We start from the raw sequence: 16181 nt of genomic DNA, 5'->3' as shown, positions 1-16181 counted from the left end.
GTTCAAGGAAAGGATCCGGAGCGGTCCTGTGCGACGGGCGTGGCCTCTCGCGAAGGTGCCTCGTCGCCTGCGCCGCGGAGACGAGGACCGCCTACTCATACGCTCTTGGGATCAGGCGGCTTGATCGGACGGGACGGATCGGCGGCCGATGGCGCTGGCCGCGTAGGCGATCCGACTTCTCCTCGGACCATCTTCCGGCGTTTGATCATGCACAGCGATGTGCGCCGCGGCGTATTCTGGGTCACCTCCGCAACAACGGCGCACCCTGTCTTATGGGATGGTCTTCATTCTGGTTGAAGAACATTTGTGCACTATTGCCGCGACAGCCGCTTGCAACTCAGATGACGAGCGTCAACTTTCCATCGCAGACGGCGGCGTGACAGCCGACGGCGGCAATCCCGAAAGGAGCGATGCCATGGGAGACCTGTCATGCTACTCGGCCGTCGAGCGTCTTTGCGATGGGCGCGCCTTGGAGATCCGCGCGCTTCGGCCGGATGACCGGGAGCGGATGCTGGCAGCCATCGACCACACAAGCGCCCAATCGCTCTATCGCCGCTTCTTCGCTGCGAAGCGCCACTTCACCGACAAGGAGATTGCGTTCTTCCTCAACGTCGACTTCAGGGAGCAGGTGGCCTTGGTCGCGACCGCAGACGAGGATGGCGAGAAGGCGATCGTCGGCGGCGCTCGCTATGTCGCGACGCGGCCGGGTCAGGCCGAGGTGGCGTTCACCGTGATCGACGAATATCAGCGGCGCGGCATCGGTGCCGCGCTGGTGCGGCACCTCGTGGACATCGCTCGGGCGGCAGGGCTCACGGAACTGACGGCGGAGGTTTTGCCCGACAACGCTCCGATGCTGAAGCTGTTCGAGCGAACCGGACTACCGCTGAGCAGCCGACGCGAGGCGGACGCGGTCCACTTGGTACTTCGGCTAACCTGAGCACGCCTCAAGTCGCGAACCCATGAAATTTGGCACGGATGACCGTCATCACGGGCACGCGACTGCGGGCCCGTGACCGAGAGCGCATTCCGACAAAATGGAAACCGATTCGTCAAAAATGCGCGTCGAAACAGGGGTCCAGAGACGCCGAATCCGGACGCAGTCTCCTGGGCTTGCCCGTCAGTAGGGGCGGCAAGTGCCCGAATACTGGTCGTAGAAGGCGTATCGCCCGCACCCGCCGTAGGTCGAGCCGTAATAACCGGCGGCCGCAGCAGCTCCGACCCCGGCCGCGGCGAGCCCGTATCCGGGACGGTACCCATACCGGCCGTAACCGTAGCGGCCGTAGCCGTAGCCGTAGCGGCCGACCCCTCTGTGACCGTAGCCGCCGACGCGACCATAACCGCCGCGATAGCCGGCCACGCCCCGGCGATAGCCACCGGCCCCACCGCGGAATCCGCCCGCCCGGCCACCGTGAAAGCCGCCGCCATGGATGCCGCCACCCCGGAAGCCTCCGCCTCCGCCGCCACGGAATCCGCGCGCATCTGCCGTGACGCTGGTCAGGATCAGGGCTGCGAAAGCCGCAGACGCAATCAGGAGAGTTTTCATGACGTTGTTTCCTCGCAGGAGGACAACATGGAGGTGAGGCGCATCAGTCCCCGCCGGCGTGACCGGACCCGTAACCTGCTCGGGTCCCAAACCCTGGTCGACCGGTTCGTACTACCGAGTCTGCAGCGTTGCTTGATCCCGGAGGACAGCCGGTGAAACCTGTTCGCCGACGCGGTCGTGGATCACTGGCTTCGTGTATCGCTGCGGCGAGATCATTCTGGCTGCGCGCTGGTCTCTTCCCGGCCCTGTCGTCCCCATGAGCGGCTTCCTGCTTTCGGTTCATCGACAGACGTCATCTTCCGGATATTTCGGCGAACCCTATTCCACCTGGACGAAGGCGTGCATTGAGATCATCGTCGGCAGCGAACGGACTGCCCGGCTGTTCGCATCCACCCTGCCGACCTCGGCCGCAGAGGGCTGGCCGAGGCCGCGCAACTCGGCGGCTCCCGCAGGAGACGACGGAGCACCCCCCGGTTTGGCCCCAGTGACCGAACCGGACGCGGAGGAGCGCAGATGACGGGCCTTGGATCGACGACGCGGACCTCCACGACCGACGCGCCGACGAAACTCCGCTCCGACATTGTGGCAGGGCTCACCGCTGCGGCCGTCGTCCTCCCCAAGGCGATGGCTTTTGCCACGGTGGCCGGGCTGCCGGTCGCGGTCGGCCTCTACACCGCCTTCGTTCCCACGCTCATCTATGGCCTGTTGGGCTCATCCCGCGTCCTCAGCGTGAGTTCGACGACGACGCTGGCGATCCTGACAGCCGCCGAAATCGGCAGCGTGGTGCCGGATGGCGATCCGGCGCGGCTGGTTGCCACCACAGCGACGCTGACGGCCCTCGTCGGCGCGCTGCTGCTCGCGGCCCGGCTGGTGAAGCTCGGCTTCATCGCCAGCTTCATCTCCGTGCCGGTCCTGACCGGGTTCAAGGCCGGAATCGCCTGCGTGATCCTGCTGGATCAAGCTCCCAAGCTCCTCGGGCTCCATCCCGCGAAGCAATCGTTCTTCATCGATCTCGCGAGTCTCGCTCGCCACCTCCCCGAGACGTCGCTGCCGACCCTGGCTGTCGCAGGGGTGACGCTGGCTGTCCTCGTCGGCGCTGAGCGCCTCAGGCCGCATTCGCCGGTTCCGCTGGTCACGGTCGTTGCCGCCGTCGCGGCCTCTTGGCTGCTCGGCCTCAACGCATGGGGAGTCGCGACGGTCGGGGAGATCCCGCCGGGGCTCCCCTCCGTGAGCATGCCCGACCTGACGCTTGTCCAGGCGCTCCTGCCGGGCGCCATGGGCATCGCCCTGATGAGCTTCACGGAGAGCATCGCCGCGGGCCGGGCCTTCGTGGCTTCGGGAGATCCGCCCATCGATGCCAATCGTGAACTGGTCGCCACGGGTGCAGCGAATTTGGGGGGAGCCTTGCTCGGGGCGATGCCGGCCGGCGGCGGGGCATCGCAGACCGGGGTCGTGCGGGCCGCCGGAGGCCGGACGCAGGCGGCCTCATTCGTGACGGCCGCGCTTGCCCTCGCGACGATGCTGCTCCTGTCGCCGGTCCTGGGCCTCCTGCCGCAGGCAACCCTCGCGGCGGTCGTGATCGTCTACTCGGCCAGCCTCATCCAGCCGGCGGAGTTCCGGGACATCTTCAAAGTGCGGCGGATGGAGTTCCACTGGGCAATCGTGGCGGGGATCGGGGTGCTCGTCTTCGGGACGCTTCAGGGTATCACCGTCGCCATCGTCCTCTCGCTGGTCGGCCTGGGCCTCCAAACGGCCCATCCCCGCATCTCTGTCATCGCCCGCAAGCACGGCGCGGACGTGCTGCGCCCCCTGTCGCCGGAGCACCCCGACGACGAGACGTTCGTCGGCCTCCTGATCCTGCGCCCGGAGGGGCGCCTGTACTTTGCCAACGCGCAGAACGTGGCAGACCGGATTCGGGCGCTCATTGCCGAGCACAAGCCGCGTATCGTCGCCCTCGACCTCAGCCGTGTGCCCGACATCGAGTATTCAGCGCTGCAGATGCTGCGGGATGGTGCCCGGCGGACCAGCATGACGTTTTGGCTCGTCGGCCTCAACCCTGACGTCCTGAACATGGTGCGGCGCGCGGGTTTGGATCAAGAACTCGGACCGGACCGCCTGTTGTTCAACGCGCGAACCGCCATCGAGCGCTACAAGGCGCTCCTGGCGTCCTCAACGCCTGACTAGAAATGTCGGCGACCTCGCTGAGTCAGCTGGCATTGTCTCGCGTAGCGTGATCTGATTCCCAGTCGACGGCCGACGGCCGACAGGAGGGGCGAGGGCGTCGCCGTTGTCGTCCGATCGGCGCGGGCCCGTCGTGCAGGCCACGGCAGCCGCCACCGGCATGGCGCGCCGCATGGCGGCCGCCGCCGAGTGGCCCGGCGTTCATGCGGTGGAATTAGTAGCCGCAGGTACAGCCGCCGTATCCGTAAGCGGGATAGCTTGAGCCATAGGCGGCGGGAGCGTAGCCACCATAGCCGGCATTGTCGTAGCCGTAGCCGTAGCCGCCGTAATAGTTACTGGCCGCAGCCCCGACGGCCGTGCCGACCGCAAGACCAGCGAGACCCGCACCGACGCCGTATCCGTAGCCCCGATAGCCGTACCCGCGGTAGCCGTAGCCACGACCGCCGTAGAAGCCGCGCCCGCCGTAGAAACCGCCGCGGTAGCCACCGGCCACGCCGCGATAGCCGCCAACGCCGCCGCGCCAGCCGCCTGCGACGGCACCGCCACCGCGAAAGCCACCACCGCTGAAGCCGCCGCCCCGGAATCCGCCGCCAAAGCCGCCGCCGCCGCGGAAGCCGCCACCGCCGAATCCGCCGCCTCGGAAGCCACCGCCGCCAAAGCCACCACGGGCCTCAGCGGTATCCGCGGCAATCAGCGCACCCATTCCGAGTGCTGCCAGCGACACCAAAGCAAGTTTTTGCATTGCATCCTCCATGCTCACACCCACCGAGCCGTATTGGGTGTTTCGACGATCCTCGGATTGCTTGATTTTTAGGATCGCGATCATCCGCAGGCGCCAGCCCGATCCTTGTTGGCAGCCGGCGGGCTCCGCGACGACGCAAGAGCGCATTCCGACGAGAAGGGAACCAGCTCGTCCAAAAACGGCGCCTCTCAACAGCAGTTTGGAGGCGCCGACTGGATGCGATCGGGGTGGATACGGCTCTAATAGGCGTAGTAGGCGGGCCGATATGGACCGGGCGAATACGGTCCATATGGACCGGATGCCGGCATGCTGGTGCCAACGACCGGGGCAACCGGATCGAAGGGTAGAAGAGCCGCGCTTGCTGACATGAAGCCTGCCAACGCACGCAGTTCGTCGGGCTGTCGCGGATCGCGCGAAATGAATGCCGTCTCGCGCTTGAACCGCAGATTGCAGGCTGGCGACGGCAGGCCGCCGGCAGGGGTGCAGGCGTCGTGGCGCGCGCAGGCGGCATCAAGCGCATCGATCGGCGGCCGCGGCGCGTTATTGCCGAGCCCGCAATAGTTGCCGTGAATGAGGGCCGCTGGCTGGCCCCGGTCAATCGCCGACTGGGCAAGCGCGGGCGAGGCCAGGCACGCGGCAAGTATAAGAGGCGGTAAAATCCTAAGGGTCATGGCTTTTGACCTCGCGACATGTGGGTGCGGCCCGGGGCACGCCGAGATGCCGGTCCGTAGGAACGGCAGACCCCAGAATACGTCGCTCGGGTCGTATGACAGCCTTGATCGCGTTGCTTGATCCAAGAGGACATTGAGCGAAGTCTTTGCAAACGGATGCCGTGATTTCGGCGGCGTCGTGGAGCATGTGCAGCGAGCCACTGGTTGGCTCGGCTTATTCTATCAGTTCCAAGCTTTGTGCTGCTGTTTATCTAGGGGGTGGCGGAAAAACTCCAAATTATGATTGCGTGATCGAAACGATTTTAAGTTGATGTATGATCTGCAGGGAAAGGGCCGTAAATCTGAGCAGCAACTGCACGCCGGCAGTTTGGACGCCATCGCGCTTGCCCACCACCTTGTGAGCACCGTGATCGTTAGGGATCACCGTATCGCCGGGCTTCAACACAGGTGACAGGCTGTCGGTGACATAGGCCCAGAAGCAGTCGCCCTTCGTGGCCTCGTCGAAACAACGTGGGTGGCGTGGAGCATGCTCGTATTCAGAGCGGTGGCCGTGGCCTTCACGACCGGCGCGTCGATCCGACGACAATGGTGGCGTGATTGAAGTTTGTGCCCGAGGGGAATGAAAATTACGCTCTCCCAAGGCAATTCGTATGAAATGATCATTGCAATGTTAAATAATACAAGCCTAAGTACGCAGGCTTGGCCTCGAATCAGGGGGGGCGCATCACGTCTTCGTCCGAGAAATCAGGTTCAATTGTGCGCCAACGCCCGCCCGCGGTCGTTGGAGACATCGGATCGCACGAGAGGCCATCTCTCATTGGCTTGACTCGCCCCGGAGTCGCGAAGGCGGTCTACCTCACTCTCGTCGAACTGGGCGCCAATTTGGACGAACTGCTCGCCGAGGCGGGGCTTGATCCTCGGACCTTCGACGGCGGCAGGACCCCTGTCCCATACGCCTCGCTCGGTCGCCTGATCGCTCTGGGAGCCGAGAGGACGGGTTGTCACCATCTCGGGCTCCTCGTTGGACAGCGCGCGACATTGGCCTCGCTCGGGCTGCTTGGCCTGCTCATGCGCCACTCGGACACCATCGGCGGCGCTTTGCGGGCTCTTGAAGCGCATGCTGGTGTGCGGAACTGGGGCGCAGTCGTCGGACTCGATATCGACAGTGAGGTGGCCGTTCTCAGCTACTGCCCTTATGGCTCGGAAGCCGAGAGCACGGCCCTCCAATCAGAGAGGGCACTCGCCACAATTACAAACGTCGTTCGGGCGTTGGGTGGCTCTGATGCGGCTCTATTAGAAGTGCTGTTGCCGCGCTCCGCGCCACGCGACACAGCGCCCTACATCAGCTTCTTTCGGGCGCCCGTGCGGTATGACCAAGAAACGGCCGCGTTGGTGTTTCCAACTCTACTCCTTGAAAGACGCATCAAGGGGGCGGACCCGGCAGCCCGCGGGAGAGTTGAGGATCGCATCCGCAAGCTTGAGGCCGAACAGCCTTCCACGCTGAAGGACAAGCTTCGCGAGTACCTCCAAGCCCAGGTGATGCGGCAGCGCTGTAAGGCCGCGCACGTGGCGCGACTGCGACTGGTCCCCCCCCGTACCCTGCGTCGTCGGCTGAAAGCCGAGGGCACGACGTTCAAGCAGATCGCTAACGAAGCGCAGTTCTCAGTCGCCAAGCAGCTTCTAGCCAATACCAGAATGAGCATGGCGCAGATCTCGGCGGCCTTGGATTTCTCCGAGCCCGCCGCCTTTAGCCATGCGTTCCGACGCTGGTCAGGCTTTGCGCCTAGTACATGGCGGCGGGAGCATCAATCGAAGTGCCTTGGTCGAGAGCGGGACGAAAATTCCTACTCCGCACAGACACAGCAGCCGGTCCGATAGAGCTTACGCAGGAGGTAGTGATGCGAACGGCACGTCTCATGGGTGTTGCAGGACTTGGGCTAAGCCTTGCAGCCTCGGCTGGTGTTTCGGACGCGTTCGCAGCAGGACCCGGGTTGTCTGCCTATCGGGGCGCTTGGGTACTGGAAGGGCGCGACTGTGCGGATGTCTTTTCATCCGCGGGCAAAGGTGGGGCGTTCAAGAAGCCGATCGACATTTTCGCTCCAGCCTTCATCGTCTCAGGAAAGCGCCTGAAGACCCCCATGGCGACGTGCAGCATCAAGTCTGTTCGACCGACCGGGGACCGCCAGCTTCTCGTTCTCGACTGCGCGAACGCCGTGGCCGCCCAGGAGGTCAGGGTTTACATGATGCCTCAGCCGAACGGCCCCCTCAAACGCTATTACAATGAGCAAGACCCGGCGGGCACAGGCTACCAACGCTGCTCGAAATGAGACGCAGCAACGGAAAGCTGTCTTTTGTTGAGTTGATCCGCTTCTGGTGATTGAGATCGCAGATATCTCTTCCCCTGATCCGCGAAACTGTTGAGCTTGGTGGCCTCGAGGCGCAGCGGATCGTCGATTTCACGCCATCGACGATCGGTCTCATGCAAAAATTGCCGCGCGAGCTTCAATGCGAAGCTGCGTGGCACACAGATCAATGGTAATGTTCAAGAAATTTCCGTAAAACTTATGTCGTGTCCGAATAGTAACTAGCACATTATAGTAGTATCGGTCCGCTCTCGTTGCGCGGCTACTATCCGCTTGCGGCAGAAGCCGCCGTCCGATCAGCCAGCGCGGGCCGCTCAGCGCCGATCGCTCACCCCACCATCCTCACGCAATCTGAGTTTGTAGAACGGCCAGGTTTTGGCTGCCGACGGGGGCAGTCACGTTTTCACGAACGCGATGACCGTTTCGATCAAGAAGATCCACAGCGAATGCACTAAATTTCGCAAAGTTAACCTGAGTTATCCGAATCAGCTTGGCCCCCGAATAGGAGGAACTTGCTATGTTCTCTTGTGCCGCTTTGGCAACCGGATACCCCAGCCCACCTGAGAACCTGCTTCCTGTCGGCTTGGCGCACCTCAGGGTCGCTCAAGCGATCTACGCCGTCCTCGTCGAACTCGAAGCGGATCCCGACACCCTCATGATCGAGGCAGGGCTCGATCCGAGGCTCTTCGAGTGTCATGGCAAGCTCGTCCCGTACAGCTCCCTCGGTCGCCTGATTGCCATAGCGGTTGAGCGCACCCGCTGCCCTCATTTGGGGCTCCTCATCGGGCAAAGGACCACCATCACCTCCCTCGGGCTTCTCGGCCTGCTGTTGGGCAACTCGGATACCATCGGCGATGCCTTGCGGGCTCTCGAAGCGTATCTGGGTATGCTGAATCGGGGTGCGGTGGTCGGCCTCGGCATCGACAACGACGTGGCCGTCCTCACCTACTGCCCGTATGAGCCGGGAGCCGAGGGTGCTGTCCACCATTCGGATCGGGCGCTGGCCACAGCGACAAACATCCTTCGGGCCCTGTGCGGGTCTGATTGGGCCCCATTGGAAGTGTTGCTGCCGCGTTCTGCTCCGAGCAGCACGACGCCTTATAGCCAGTTCTTTCGAGCACCCGTCCGGTTCGATCAGGAAACGGCCGCCTTGGTCTTCCCGGCCAGCCTCCTCAAGCGGCGCATCGCCGGAGCCGATCCGGTCCTGCGCCGCAGAGTGGAGGATCGTATCCGCCGGCTTGAATCGGCACGACCCTCCACGCTGAAGGACGGGCTTCGTCAGCACCTGCGCGCCGAGGTGATCCGGAAGCGTTGCGACGTGATGAAGACGGCGCTTCGCCTGTCGCTCGGTCGCCGCACCTTGAGCCGCCGCTTGAGAGCCGAAGGGACAAGCTTCGAGCAGCTTGCCAACGAGGCGCAATTCCGGGTGGCCAAGCGCCTCTTGGCCGATACCAAAATGAGCATGACGGAGATCTCGGCCGTCCTGGACTTCTCGGAGCCCGCCGCCTTCACGCACGCCTTCCGGCGCTGGGCAGGCATGACGCCCAGCTCATGGAGGCAGGGAAACCATTCCGAGACGAAGCGCGAGGAACACCAATAAGATCCTCCCCTCATCGGCAGAAGGCTCGGATAAGGCAGTGCGTTCGTGCCGGTGCCGGTGCGCTCATGATGCCGACGAGCGTGATCAGCGAGCAGGATCTGAGCGTAATCGTCAGGCAGATCCCTCTCATCGGACCATCCGCCGGGGGATTGGCGCCCAAAGCCTCGATGTGCCGAAGATATAGAATGATGTAGGAGAGCTTTCCTTCATCTCACTGGACAAGATTTTGCCTCAGGCTGGTTGTTTCATGGTGAAGTCATGATTGAAAAGCCTGGCTTCGAAATTCGCATCACGACCACCGAGACGGGCAGCATCCTCCGCGCGCAGACCGAGCGCGAGGTGGCTACGAAAGCGGAATCCCTGATCCGCAGGGTACATGCGCGCGGCGAGTTGATCGGGTTCAGCATCATGGGGCCGAGCGCGACCGAGATCGGCCGAATCAAGGCCTATCTTGAGGATGTCCTGATCGAGGTTGCACAGCTCAGCATCTGACTCCTGCTGGCTTCTCTTAGAGTGCGCCGCATCGTGATCTGTGCCTGTCCTGTCAGATCAAGCGAGGCGCCCGGCCCGGTGCTAGCGTTCTCTGCACCAAACGGTTGATGCTGTACGGACCCACTGCGTCGTCGCACGACCGAATCCGACTTGGCTCACCTCGACTTGGTGTCCTCCGGCTAGGAGACGACCTCATGAAAGCGCTCCTGATCTCATCGGCCGCCTTCGCGGCCCTGATCCTAACCGGTGTGGCGGCCGATGCGCGCGGCTTCCGCGGTGGTGGTGGCGGCTTCCGCGGCGGCGGCGGCTTCCACGGCGGTGGCTTCCGCGGCGGTGGTGGTTTCCACGGTGGCGGTTTCCGCGGCGGAATTGGGCGGCCAGGCTGGGGGGCTGCAGGCCCGATTGCCGGACGCCCCGGTTGGGGGGCGGGACGTCCGATTGCCGGCCGGCCCGGTTGGGGAGCGGGACGTCCCATTGCCGGACGCCCCGGTTGGGGTGGCGGTCGGGTCAGCCGGGGCTACGTTGTCCGTGGCGGCTATGGTTGGGGTGGCTATCGGCCCTATGGCTACGGGCTCGCCGCGGCCGGGGTCGGTGCAGCCGCAGCCGCTGGCTACTACGGGTATCGGAGCGGCTACGGAGGCTGCGGGCCCTACGCCTACTACGATGCGTATACCGGCGCCTGTGCCCCGTATTGAGGCGCCGCGCGTCCGGTCTTTGGCGAAACGACGCGCTACCGCAGCCGGAAGCGTGCGGCATGCTGATGCCCAAGGCCTCCACCCGGAGCAAGCCCGCCGCTTCGCGCCAGAGTCGACCCAGCACCGAAGCGAGGCAGTCAAATGGACGCGATCCTCAAAGCTCGGCGGCAGCCCAAGCGCACGGCGCGGACATCCGAGCTGACCCTGATCGATGCCTATTGGCGGGCGGCAAACTACTTGTCGGTCGGTCAGATCTACCTCTACGACAACCCGCTACTGGTGGAACGGCTGACCAAGGAGCACATCAAGCCGCGTCTGCTCGGCCACTGGGGAACCACTCCGGGTTTAAATTTCATCTATGTTCATCTGAATCGTCTTATTAAAAAGCATGATCTTGATGTTATCTATATTACAGGGCCGGGGCATGGCGGTCCTGCCTTGATCGCCAACGCATACCTCGAGGGGACTTACAGCGAAGTCTATCCGAACATCTCCGCCGATGCTGAGGGCATGAAGCGCCTCTTCAAGCAGTTCTCCTTCCCAGGCGGCATCCCGAGCCATGTGGCTCCTGAAACACCGGGCTCGATGCACGAAGGCGGAGAGCTGGGCTATTCCCTCTCGCACGCCTACGGCGCCGCGTTCGACAACCCCGACCTCATCGTCGCTTGCGTCGTCGGCGATGGCGAGGCCGAGACCGGACCTCTTGCCACAAGCTGGCATTCGAACAAATTTCTCAACCCGGTGAGCGATGGGACGGTTCTGCCGATCCTGCACCTCAACGGGTACAAGATTGCCAACCCGACTGTACTGGCAAGAATTAGCCACGCGGAGCTTGAACATCTCTTCCGTGGGTACGGGTACACCCCCTACTTCGTGGAAGGACATGATCCGGCCGAAATGCACCAGCTCATGGCCTCCACCATGGATGCTGTCCTGCGAGACATTCGGCGGATCAAGTCCGACGCGCGCGACAAAGGCTTCACGGGCCGGCCGTTCTGGCCGATGATCGTTCTTCGGACGCCAAAAGGATGGACATGTCCGAAAGAAATCGATGGACGGCGCACAGAGGATTACTGGCGCTCGCACCAAGTGCCCATGGGCGAGATGCACGACAATCCCGCCCATGTGCGCATGCTCGAAGACTGGATGCAATCTTATCGGCCCGCCGAGCTCTTCGACGAAGGCGGCCGACTTCGCTCCGAGCTTGCCGAGCTTGCCCCGACGGGCGACCACCGCATGAGCGCCAATCCGCATACCAATGGGGGCACTCTGCTCCGCGACCTTCGGCTCCCGGATTTTCACGACTATGCAATACCGGTGACCGCCCCCGGTGCCGCCGTCGCCGAGTCCACGCGCGTGATGGGACGCTTCCTCCGCGACGTCATGGACCTGAACGCAGAAGCGCGAAACTTCAGGCTGTTCAGTCCGGACGAGAATAACTCAAATCGCTGGCAGGACGCGCTCGAGGTGACCAACCGCGCCTGGGTGGCCGAGACGTATCCGTGGGATGATCACCTCGCGCATGACGGCCGCGTGATGGAGATGCTGAGCGAGCACCAATGTCAGGGCTGGCTCGAAGGCTATCTGCTGACGGGTCGGCACGGCTTCTTCTCGTGCTACGAGGCCTTCATCCACATCATCGACTCGATGTTCAATCAGCACGCCAAGTGGCTGAAGGTCTGCAACCATATTCCGTGGCGGCGACCCATTGGGTCGTTGAACTACCTTCTCTCCAGCCACGTCTGGCGTCAGGATCACAACGGGTTCAGTCATCAGGACCCAGGATTCATCGACCATGTCGTGAACAAGAAAGCCGAGGTCGTTCGTGTCTACTTGCCGCCGGATGCGAATTGTCTGCTTTCTGTGACCGACCACTGCTTGCGAAGCCGCAACTACGTCAACGTCGTCGTCGCGGGTAAACAGCCGGCACCCCAGTGGCTCACGATGGATCAGGCGGTCAAGCACTGCACCGCCGGGCTTGGGATCTGGGAATGGGCGAGCAACGACCGCGGCAGCGAGCCGGACGTCGTGATGGCGTGCTGCGGGGATGTGCCGACCCTTGAGACGCTCGCGGCCGTCGACCTCCTCCGCTGCCATGCGCCGGATCTCAAGGTGCGCGTCATCAACGTCGTGAACCTGATGAAGCTGCAGCCCGACACGGAGCATCCACACGGCCTGTCAGATCAGGATTTCGATGCCCTGTTCACGACGGACAAGCCGGTCGTCTTCGCCTTTCACGGGTATCCGTGGCTCATTCACCGGCTGATTTATCGACGTCACGGACACAGCAACTTCCATGTGCGTGGCTACAAAGAGGAAGGCACGACGAGCACGCCGTTCGACATGTGCGTGATGAACGACATGGATCGGTTCCACCTGGTCAGCGATGTCATCGACCGCGTGCCGGGCCTAGCCGCTCGGGCGGCCTACGCCAAGCAGGCGATCCGGGACAAGCTGATCGACCATCGCGCGTATATTCATCGGCACGGCGACGACATGCCGGAAGTATCCGGCTGGTCCTGGAGTCCGATGGCGACGACGCGCGGTCTCGGCTCGACGGAGAGTGACAATGTGTGAGGAGGGGCGCTTCGACCGGCGTCGTGCGTTTTGAGACCGGCTCTCCTCGCGGCGATCTTCGACGTTGACGGTGTGCTGGTGGACTCGCCGCACGAGCGCGCATGGCGCGAGGCGCTCACAGGGTTCGCCGACCCGGCAGGCTTCACCACGTCCTTCTATCAAGCCAACGTCGCCGGCAAGCCGCGCCTCGAAGGCGCTCGGGAGGCTCTGGAGCGGCTTGGCGGACCTGAGGCTGCGGCCCGGACCGCAGAGTACGCGGACAGGAAGCAGGCCCTGATCGACCAACTGATCGAGGCGGGTAGCTTCGAGGTGTTTCCGGACGCCCTTCGCTTCTCCTCCGCCCTGAAGTCGGCCGGGCTACGGTTGGCGCTGGCCTCCTCATCGAAAAACGCCGCCGCCATGCTGTCCCAGCTGAAGCTGCCGGATGGGCGCACGCTCCTGTCGCTGTTCGACGCCGACCTAAGTGGCCGTGACGTGCCGAGGGGCAAGCCGGATCCCGCGCTGTTCCTGCTCGCAGCCGAAGCTCTGAACACACCGCCGTTGCACTGCGTCGTCATCGAAGACGCACCTGCCGGCATCACGGCGGCGCGGGCGGGCGGGATGACCGCGCTCGGGATTGCCCGCCTCGGCGACGAAGCCCTGCTGCGCGAAGCGGGCGCCGATCTCGTCGTGACGAGCCTCGACCAGGTCGAGATCGCCGCCCTTGGCGCGGGCACGCTGCGCGCCCGAACCGTCACGGAGCCCGTTGCCGATGCTTGAGGTGCTTCGACCGACACAGGAGCCCGGCTGGGTTCTCACGCACGAAGGCTACAGCGTGCTTACGGAGAGCGCGGTCGAATCCCGCTTTGCCCTCGGCAACGGCTTCCTCGGCATGCGTGCCGCGCGCTCGACGGGCCGAGGGCCGACCTGGGTGAGCTGGCTCGGCTACATCCGATGGGCTTCTTGGCCGCGCTGCTACGTCGCCGGGCTGTTCGACATGCCCAACACCGAGCCGCCTGTGCCGGCGCTCGTGCCCGTCGCCGACTGGTCGCGGATTCGCCTTATCCTCGATGGGGAGCCGCTGGTGGTGCGCGAAGGCGAGATTCTTCATGGCATGCGGCGGCTCGACATGCGTCGCGGCGTGCTTCTCTCGGAATGGACGCATCGGACACCGGCGCAGGTGACCGCGAAGGGCCACGAGCTGCGCCTCCTGTCGCTGGCGGACCGGTCGGTGGGACTCCAGCTTCAGCAGATCGTGCTGGACCGCGACGACATCGACGTCCGCCTCGAAGCGAGCTTCGGGCTAGCCGGCGTCGGTATGGAGCCGGTGCGTCTCGAAAACGACCTCGGCGCGTGGCGCACCGAGGGGACCGGTAAGGTCGTGGCGATGGCGGGTGCCGCATCGTTGCATCTTGATGGCGCCTTGGCCGACCCCGAGCGCCCATTTCCGCTGCGTTGGATCTGGCGTTGGCGCTCGAAGGCTGGCCAGGTGGCGCAATTCGCCCGCCTCGTCGCCGTCGCTCGCGCCGAGCGATCGGAAGAGGATCCTGCGCCCCGCGCCGCGGCGACGCTCGCGCGCAGCACATCGGTGGGCTGGCGCGCGATCCTCAAGGCTCATGAATCCGCATGGGATGCACACTGGAGCGACAGCGGCATCGTCATCGACGGCGACGATGACCTGCAGCGCGCGCTGCGGTTTGCCGTGTACCACCTGACGAGCGCCGCGAACCCGAGTGACGACCGGGTTTCGATCGGCGCGCGCGCGCTGACCGGCGATGCCTATTTCGGCCACGTCTTCTGGGACACCGAGATCTATCTTCTGCCGTTCTACACCGCGGTCTGGCCGGAAGCGGCGCGCGCGCTGCTGATGTACCGGTTCCATACGCTGCCCGGAGCACGGGCCAAGGCGACGCTCGGCGGCTGGCGAGGCGCGCTCTATCCATGGGAATCGGCCGACACCGGCGAGGAGACCACACCGGACTCGGTGCTAGGGCCTGACGGGAAGCCGATTGAGATCCTGACTGGCAAGATGGAGCACCACATCAGCGCCGACGTCGCCTACGCGGTGTGGCAGTACTGGCGTGCCACCGGCGACGACGATTTCTTCCGCGATGCGGGGGCGGAAATTCTCCTTGAGACGGCGCGTTTCTGGGCGTCCCGAGCCGTCGCCGAAGCGGATGGCCGGCGCCACATCCGCCATGTGATCGGGCCGGACGAGTACCATGAGGATGTCGACGACAACGCCTTCACCAACGTGATGGCGCGGTGGAACATCGGCTGCGCACTGGAGGCGCTCAACCTGTTGCGCAAGGGTTGGCCGGACCGTGCCGAGGCGCTTCGAGACAAGCTCGCGCTCGACGACCGGGAACTCGATGACTGGCGGGACGCGGTCGCGCGGATCGTCACCGGTCTCGACCCCGCAACCGGACTGTACGAGCAGTTCGCCGGCTTCCACGGCCTCAAGCAGCTGAACGTCGCGGACTATGTCGACCATGCACTGCCGATCGACGTGGTCATCGGCCGGGAGCAGACGCAAAGCTCGCAAGTGATCAAGCAAGCCGACGTCGTCGCGCTGATCGCCTTGTTGCCCCAGGAATTTCTCGAACAGGGAGCGGAGATCAATTTCCGCCATTACGAGCCGCGCTGTGCCCATGGCAGCTCCTTGAGCGCCGCGATGCATGCCCGCGTGGCCGCGCGTCTGGGCGCCTCGGATACGGCTCTTCGATACATGCGCGAGACCGCGTCTCTCGACCTCGACCTCGATCCAAACAGCGCCGGCGGCGTCCGGATCGCCGGGCTCGGCGGGTTGTGGCAGGCGGCGATCCTGGGCATCGCCGGCCTGAACTTAGCGGGCGACACGCTGGAGCTCGATCCCAAGCTGCCGCCTCAGTGGGATACCCTTTCGTTCAAGGTCTGGTGGAGGGGCCGATCCGTCGGGCTCAGCGTCAGCCGCCCTATGCTGGAGGCCAGGCTGATGGCCGGAGACGGGATGGACGTCACGGTCGCGGGCGTGACGCAGCACCTGACACCTGGATCGCCACTGCGGTTTGAGCTGTAGTCGAAGGCGTCTCGCGACGTGCCGGGCGCCGATGGCACGCTCTACGGCGCCAAGCCACTCAGCTGCCGTAAGCCAACGAGGGCGCCGCGCCCGAGTCGTATCCGACCTGATGGCATCAGGCCGGCGTCTCTAGACCTTCGTTTCAATACGCTTTCCTTCGCCGAACCGGCGTCCGCTTCGTCGGAAAGCGCGTCAGCGCCGAAAGGCCCCTGGGACTTGGCTGCCAAGCCGAACTCTCACATGCTGCGATGTCTTCCGCAATAAAAGTGCACGCCCCTAC

The 16181-nt window shown here is 64.2% G+C and carries 14 protein-coding genes; 10 read left to right on the top strand and 4 right to left on the bottom strand.

The genetic code is table 11. From position 1 onward, the window contains the following. Positions 1 to 415 precede the first annotated feature (415 nt). Complete coding sequence (locus OVA30_RS01770) at positions 416 to 937, top strand: GNAT family N-acetyltransferase (protein WP_268177443.1); 522 nt, start codon at positions 416 to 418, stop codon at positions 935 to 937. A 180-nt stretch (positions 938 to 1117) separates the two neighbouring features. On the opposite strand, the gene OVA30_RS01765 is transcribed toward OVA30_RS01770, so the two are convergent. After that, positions 1118 to 1543: a hypothetical protein gene (locus tag OVA30_RS01765; protein ID WP_268174406.1), complete on the bottom strand. Its 426-nt coding sequence runs from the start codon at positions 1541 to 1543 to the stop codon at positions 1118 to 1120. Positions 1544 to 2056: 513 nt separating this feature from the next. Here OVA30_RS01765 and OVA30_RS01760 point away from each other — a divergent pair. Further along, complete coding sequence (locus OVA30_RS01760) at positions 2057 to 3727, top strand: SulP family inorganic anion transporter (protein WP_268174405.1); 1671 nt, start codon at positions 2057 to 2059, stop codon at positions 3725 to 3727. A 211-nt stretch (positions 3728 to 3938) separates the two neighbouring features. Here OVA30_RS01760 and OVA30_RS01755 read toward each other — a convergent pair whose 3' ends face one another. The 3 genes from OVA30_RS01755 to OVA30_RS01745 form a co-directional block, all read right to left on the bottom strand. Then, complete coding sequence (locus OVA30_RS01755) at positions 3939 to 4478, bottom strand: hypothetical protein (protein ID WP_442786130.1); 540 nt, start codon at positions 4476 to 4478, stop codon at positions 3939 to 3941. A gap of 227 nt (positions 4479 to 4705) precedes the next feature. After that, a complete protein-coding gene (locus tag OVA30_RS01750) occupies positions 4706 to 5137 on the bottom strand; it encodes a hypothetical protein (RefSeq protein ID WP_268174404.1) in 432 nt (143 codons plus the stop codon). A gap of 277 nt (positions 5138 to 5414) precedes the next feature. Next, a complete protein-coding gene (locus OVA30_RS01745; RefSeq protein ID WP_150105666.1) occupies positions 5415 to 5777 on the bottom strand; it encodes a hypothetical protein in 363 nt (120 codons plus the stop codon). A gap of 116 nt (positions 5778 to 5893) precedes the next feature. On the opposite strand from OVA30_RS01745, the gene OVA30_RS01740 reads away from it, so the two are divergent. The 8 genes from OVA30_RS01740 to OVA30_RS01705 all read left to right on the top strand — a co-directional run bounded on the left by OVA30_RS01740 (position 5894) and on the right by OVA30_RS01705 (position 15901). Then, positions 5894 to 7015, top strand: coding sequence for an AraC family transcriptional regulator (locus OVA30_RS01740; RefSeq protein WP_253399560.1), 1122 nt, complete (start codon positions 5894 to 5896; stop codon positions 7013 to 7015). A 20-nt stretch (positions 7016 to 7035) separates the two neighbouring features. Then, the gene (locus OVA30_RS01735; protein WP_268174403.1) at positions 7036 to 7464 is read left to right on the top strand and encodes a hypothetical protein; all 429 of its coding nucleotides are present in this window, start codon (positions 7036 to 7038) and stop codon (positions 7462 to 7464) included. A gap of 553 nt (positions 7465 to 8017) precedes the next feature. Continuing rightward, the gene (locus tag OVA30_RS01730) at positions 8018 to 9100 is read left to right on the top strand and encodes an AraC family transcriptional regulator (RefSeq protein WP_268174401.1); all 1083 of its coding nucleotides are present in this window, start codon (positions 8018 to 8020) and stop codon (positions 9098 to 9100) included. 240 nt (positions 9101 to 9340) lie between these two features. After that, positions 9341 to 9592 carry a hypothetical protein gene (locus OVA30_RS01725; protein ID WP_012251866.1) on the top strand — a complete coding sequence of 84 codons (252 nt, stop codon included), beginning with the start codon at positions 9341 to 9343 and terminating at the stop codon, positions 9590 to 9592. 194 nt (positions 9593 to 9786) lie between these two features. After that, entirely contained in the window at positions 9787 to 10287 is a 501-nt protein-coding gene (locus OVA30_RS01720; protein WP_268174399.1) for a hypothetical protein, read from the top strand. A gap of 141 nt (positions 10288 to 10428) precedes the next feature. After that, positions 10429 to 12864 (top strand): phosphoketolase family protein, encoded by a 2436-nt coding sequence (locus OVA30_RS01715; protein WP_268174398.1) that lies wholly within the window; start codon positions 10429 to 10431, stop codon positions 12862 to 12864. 30 nt (positions 12865 to 12894) lie between these two features. Beyond that, on the top strand, positions 12895 to 13623 hold the full coding sequence (locus OVA30_RS01710; RefSeq protein WP_268174397.1) for an HAD family hydrolase: 729 nt from the start codon (positions 12895 to 12897) through the stop codon (positions 13621 to 13623). After that, positions 13616 to 15901 (top strand): glycoside hydrolase family 65 protein, encoded by a 2286-nt coding sequence (locus tag OVA30_RS01705; RefSeq protein ID WP_268174396.1) that lies wholly within the window; start codon positions 13616 to 13618, stop codon positions 15899 to 15901. The genes OVA30_RS01710 and OVA30_RS01705 overlap by 8 nt, the downstream gene beginning before the upstream one ends. Positions 15902 to 16181: the final 280 nt, after the last annotated feature.

The sequence above is a fragment of the Methylorubrum sp. SL192 genome (assembly GCF_026672325.1).
GTDB lineage: Bacteria > Pseudomonadota > Alphaproteobacteria > Rhizobiales > Beijerinckiaceae > Methylobacterium > Methylobacterium extorquens.
This window is presented reverse-complemented; position numbering and strand designations above follow the sequence as displayed.

Excerpts from the sequence above, each read along its gene's own strand:
- OVA30_RS01750 (WP_268174404.1), bottom strand. The coding sequence starts at position 5,137 with ATGACCCTTAGGATTTTACCGCCTCTTATACTTGCCGCGTGCCTGGCC.
- OVA30_RS01755 (WP_442786130.1), bottom strand. The coding sequence starts at position 4,478 with ATGGAGGATGCAATGCAAAAACTTGCTTTGGTGTCGCTGGCAGCACTC.
- OVA30_RS01730 (WP_268174401.1), top strand. The coding sequence starts at position 8,018 with ATGTTCTCTTGTGCCGCTTTGGCAACCGGATACCCCAGCCCACCTGAG.
- OVA30_RS01715 (WP_268174398.1), top strand. The coding sequence starts at position 10,429 with ATGGACGCGATCCTCAAAGCTCGGCGGCAGCCCAAGCGCACGGCGCGG.
- OVA30_RS01720 (WP_268174399.1), top strand. The coding sequence starts at position 9,787 with ATGAAAGCGCTCCTGATCTCATCGGCCGCCTTCGCGGCCCTGATCCTA.
- OVA30_RS01760 (WP_268174405.1), top strand. The coding sequence starts at position 2,057 with ATGACGGGCCTTGGATCGACGACGCGGACCTCCACGACCGACGCGCCG.
- OVA30_RS01705 (WP_268174396.1), top strand. The coding sequence starts at position 13,616 with ATGCTTGAGGTGCTTCGACCGACACAGGAGCCCGGCTGGGTTCTCACG.
- OVA30_RS01765 (WP_268174406.1), bottom strand. The coding sequence starts at position 1,543 with ATGAAAACTCTCCTGATTGCGTCTGCGGCTTTCGCAGCCCTGATCCTG.
- OVA30_RS01770 (WP_268177443.1), top strand. The coding sequence starts at position 416 with ATGGGAGACCTGTCATGCTACTCGGCCGTCGAGCGTCTTTGCGATGGG.
- OVA30_RS01735 (WP_268174403.1), top strand. The coding sequence starts at position 7,036 with ATGCGAACGGCACGTCTCATGGGTGTTGCAGGACTTGGGCTAAGCCTT.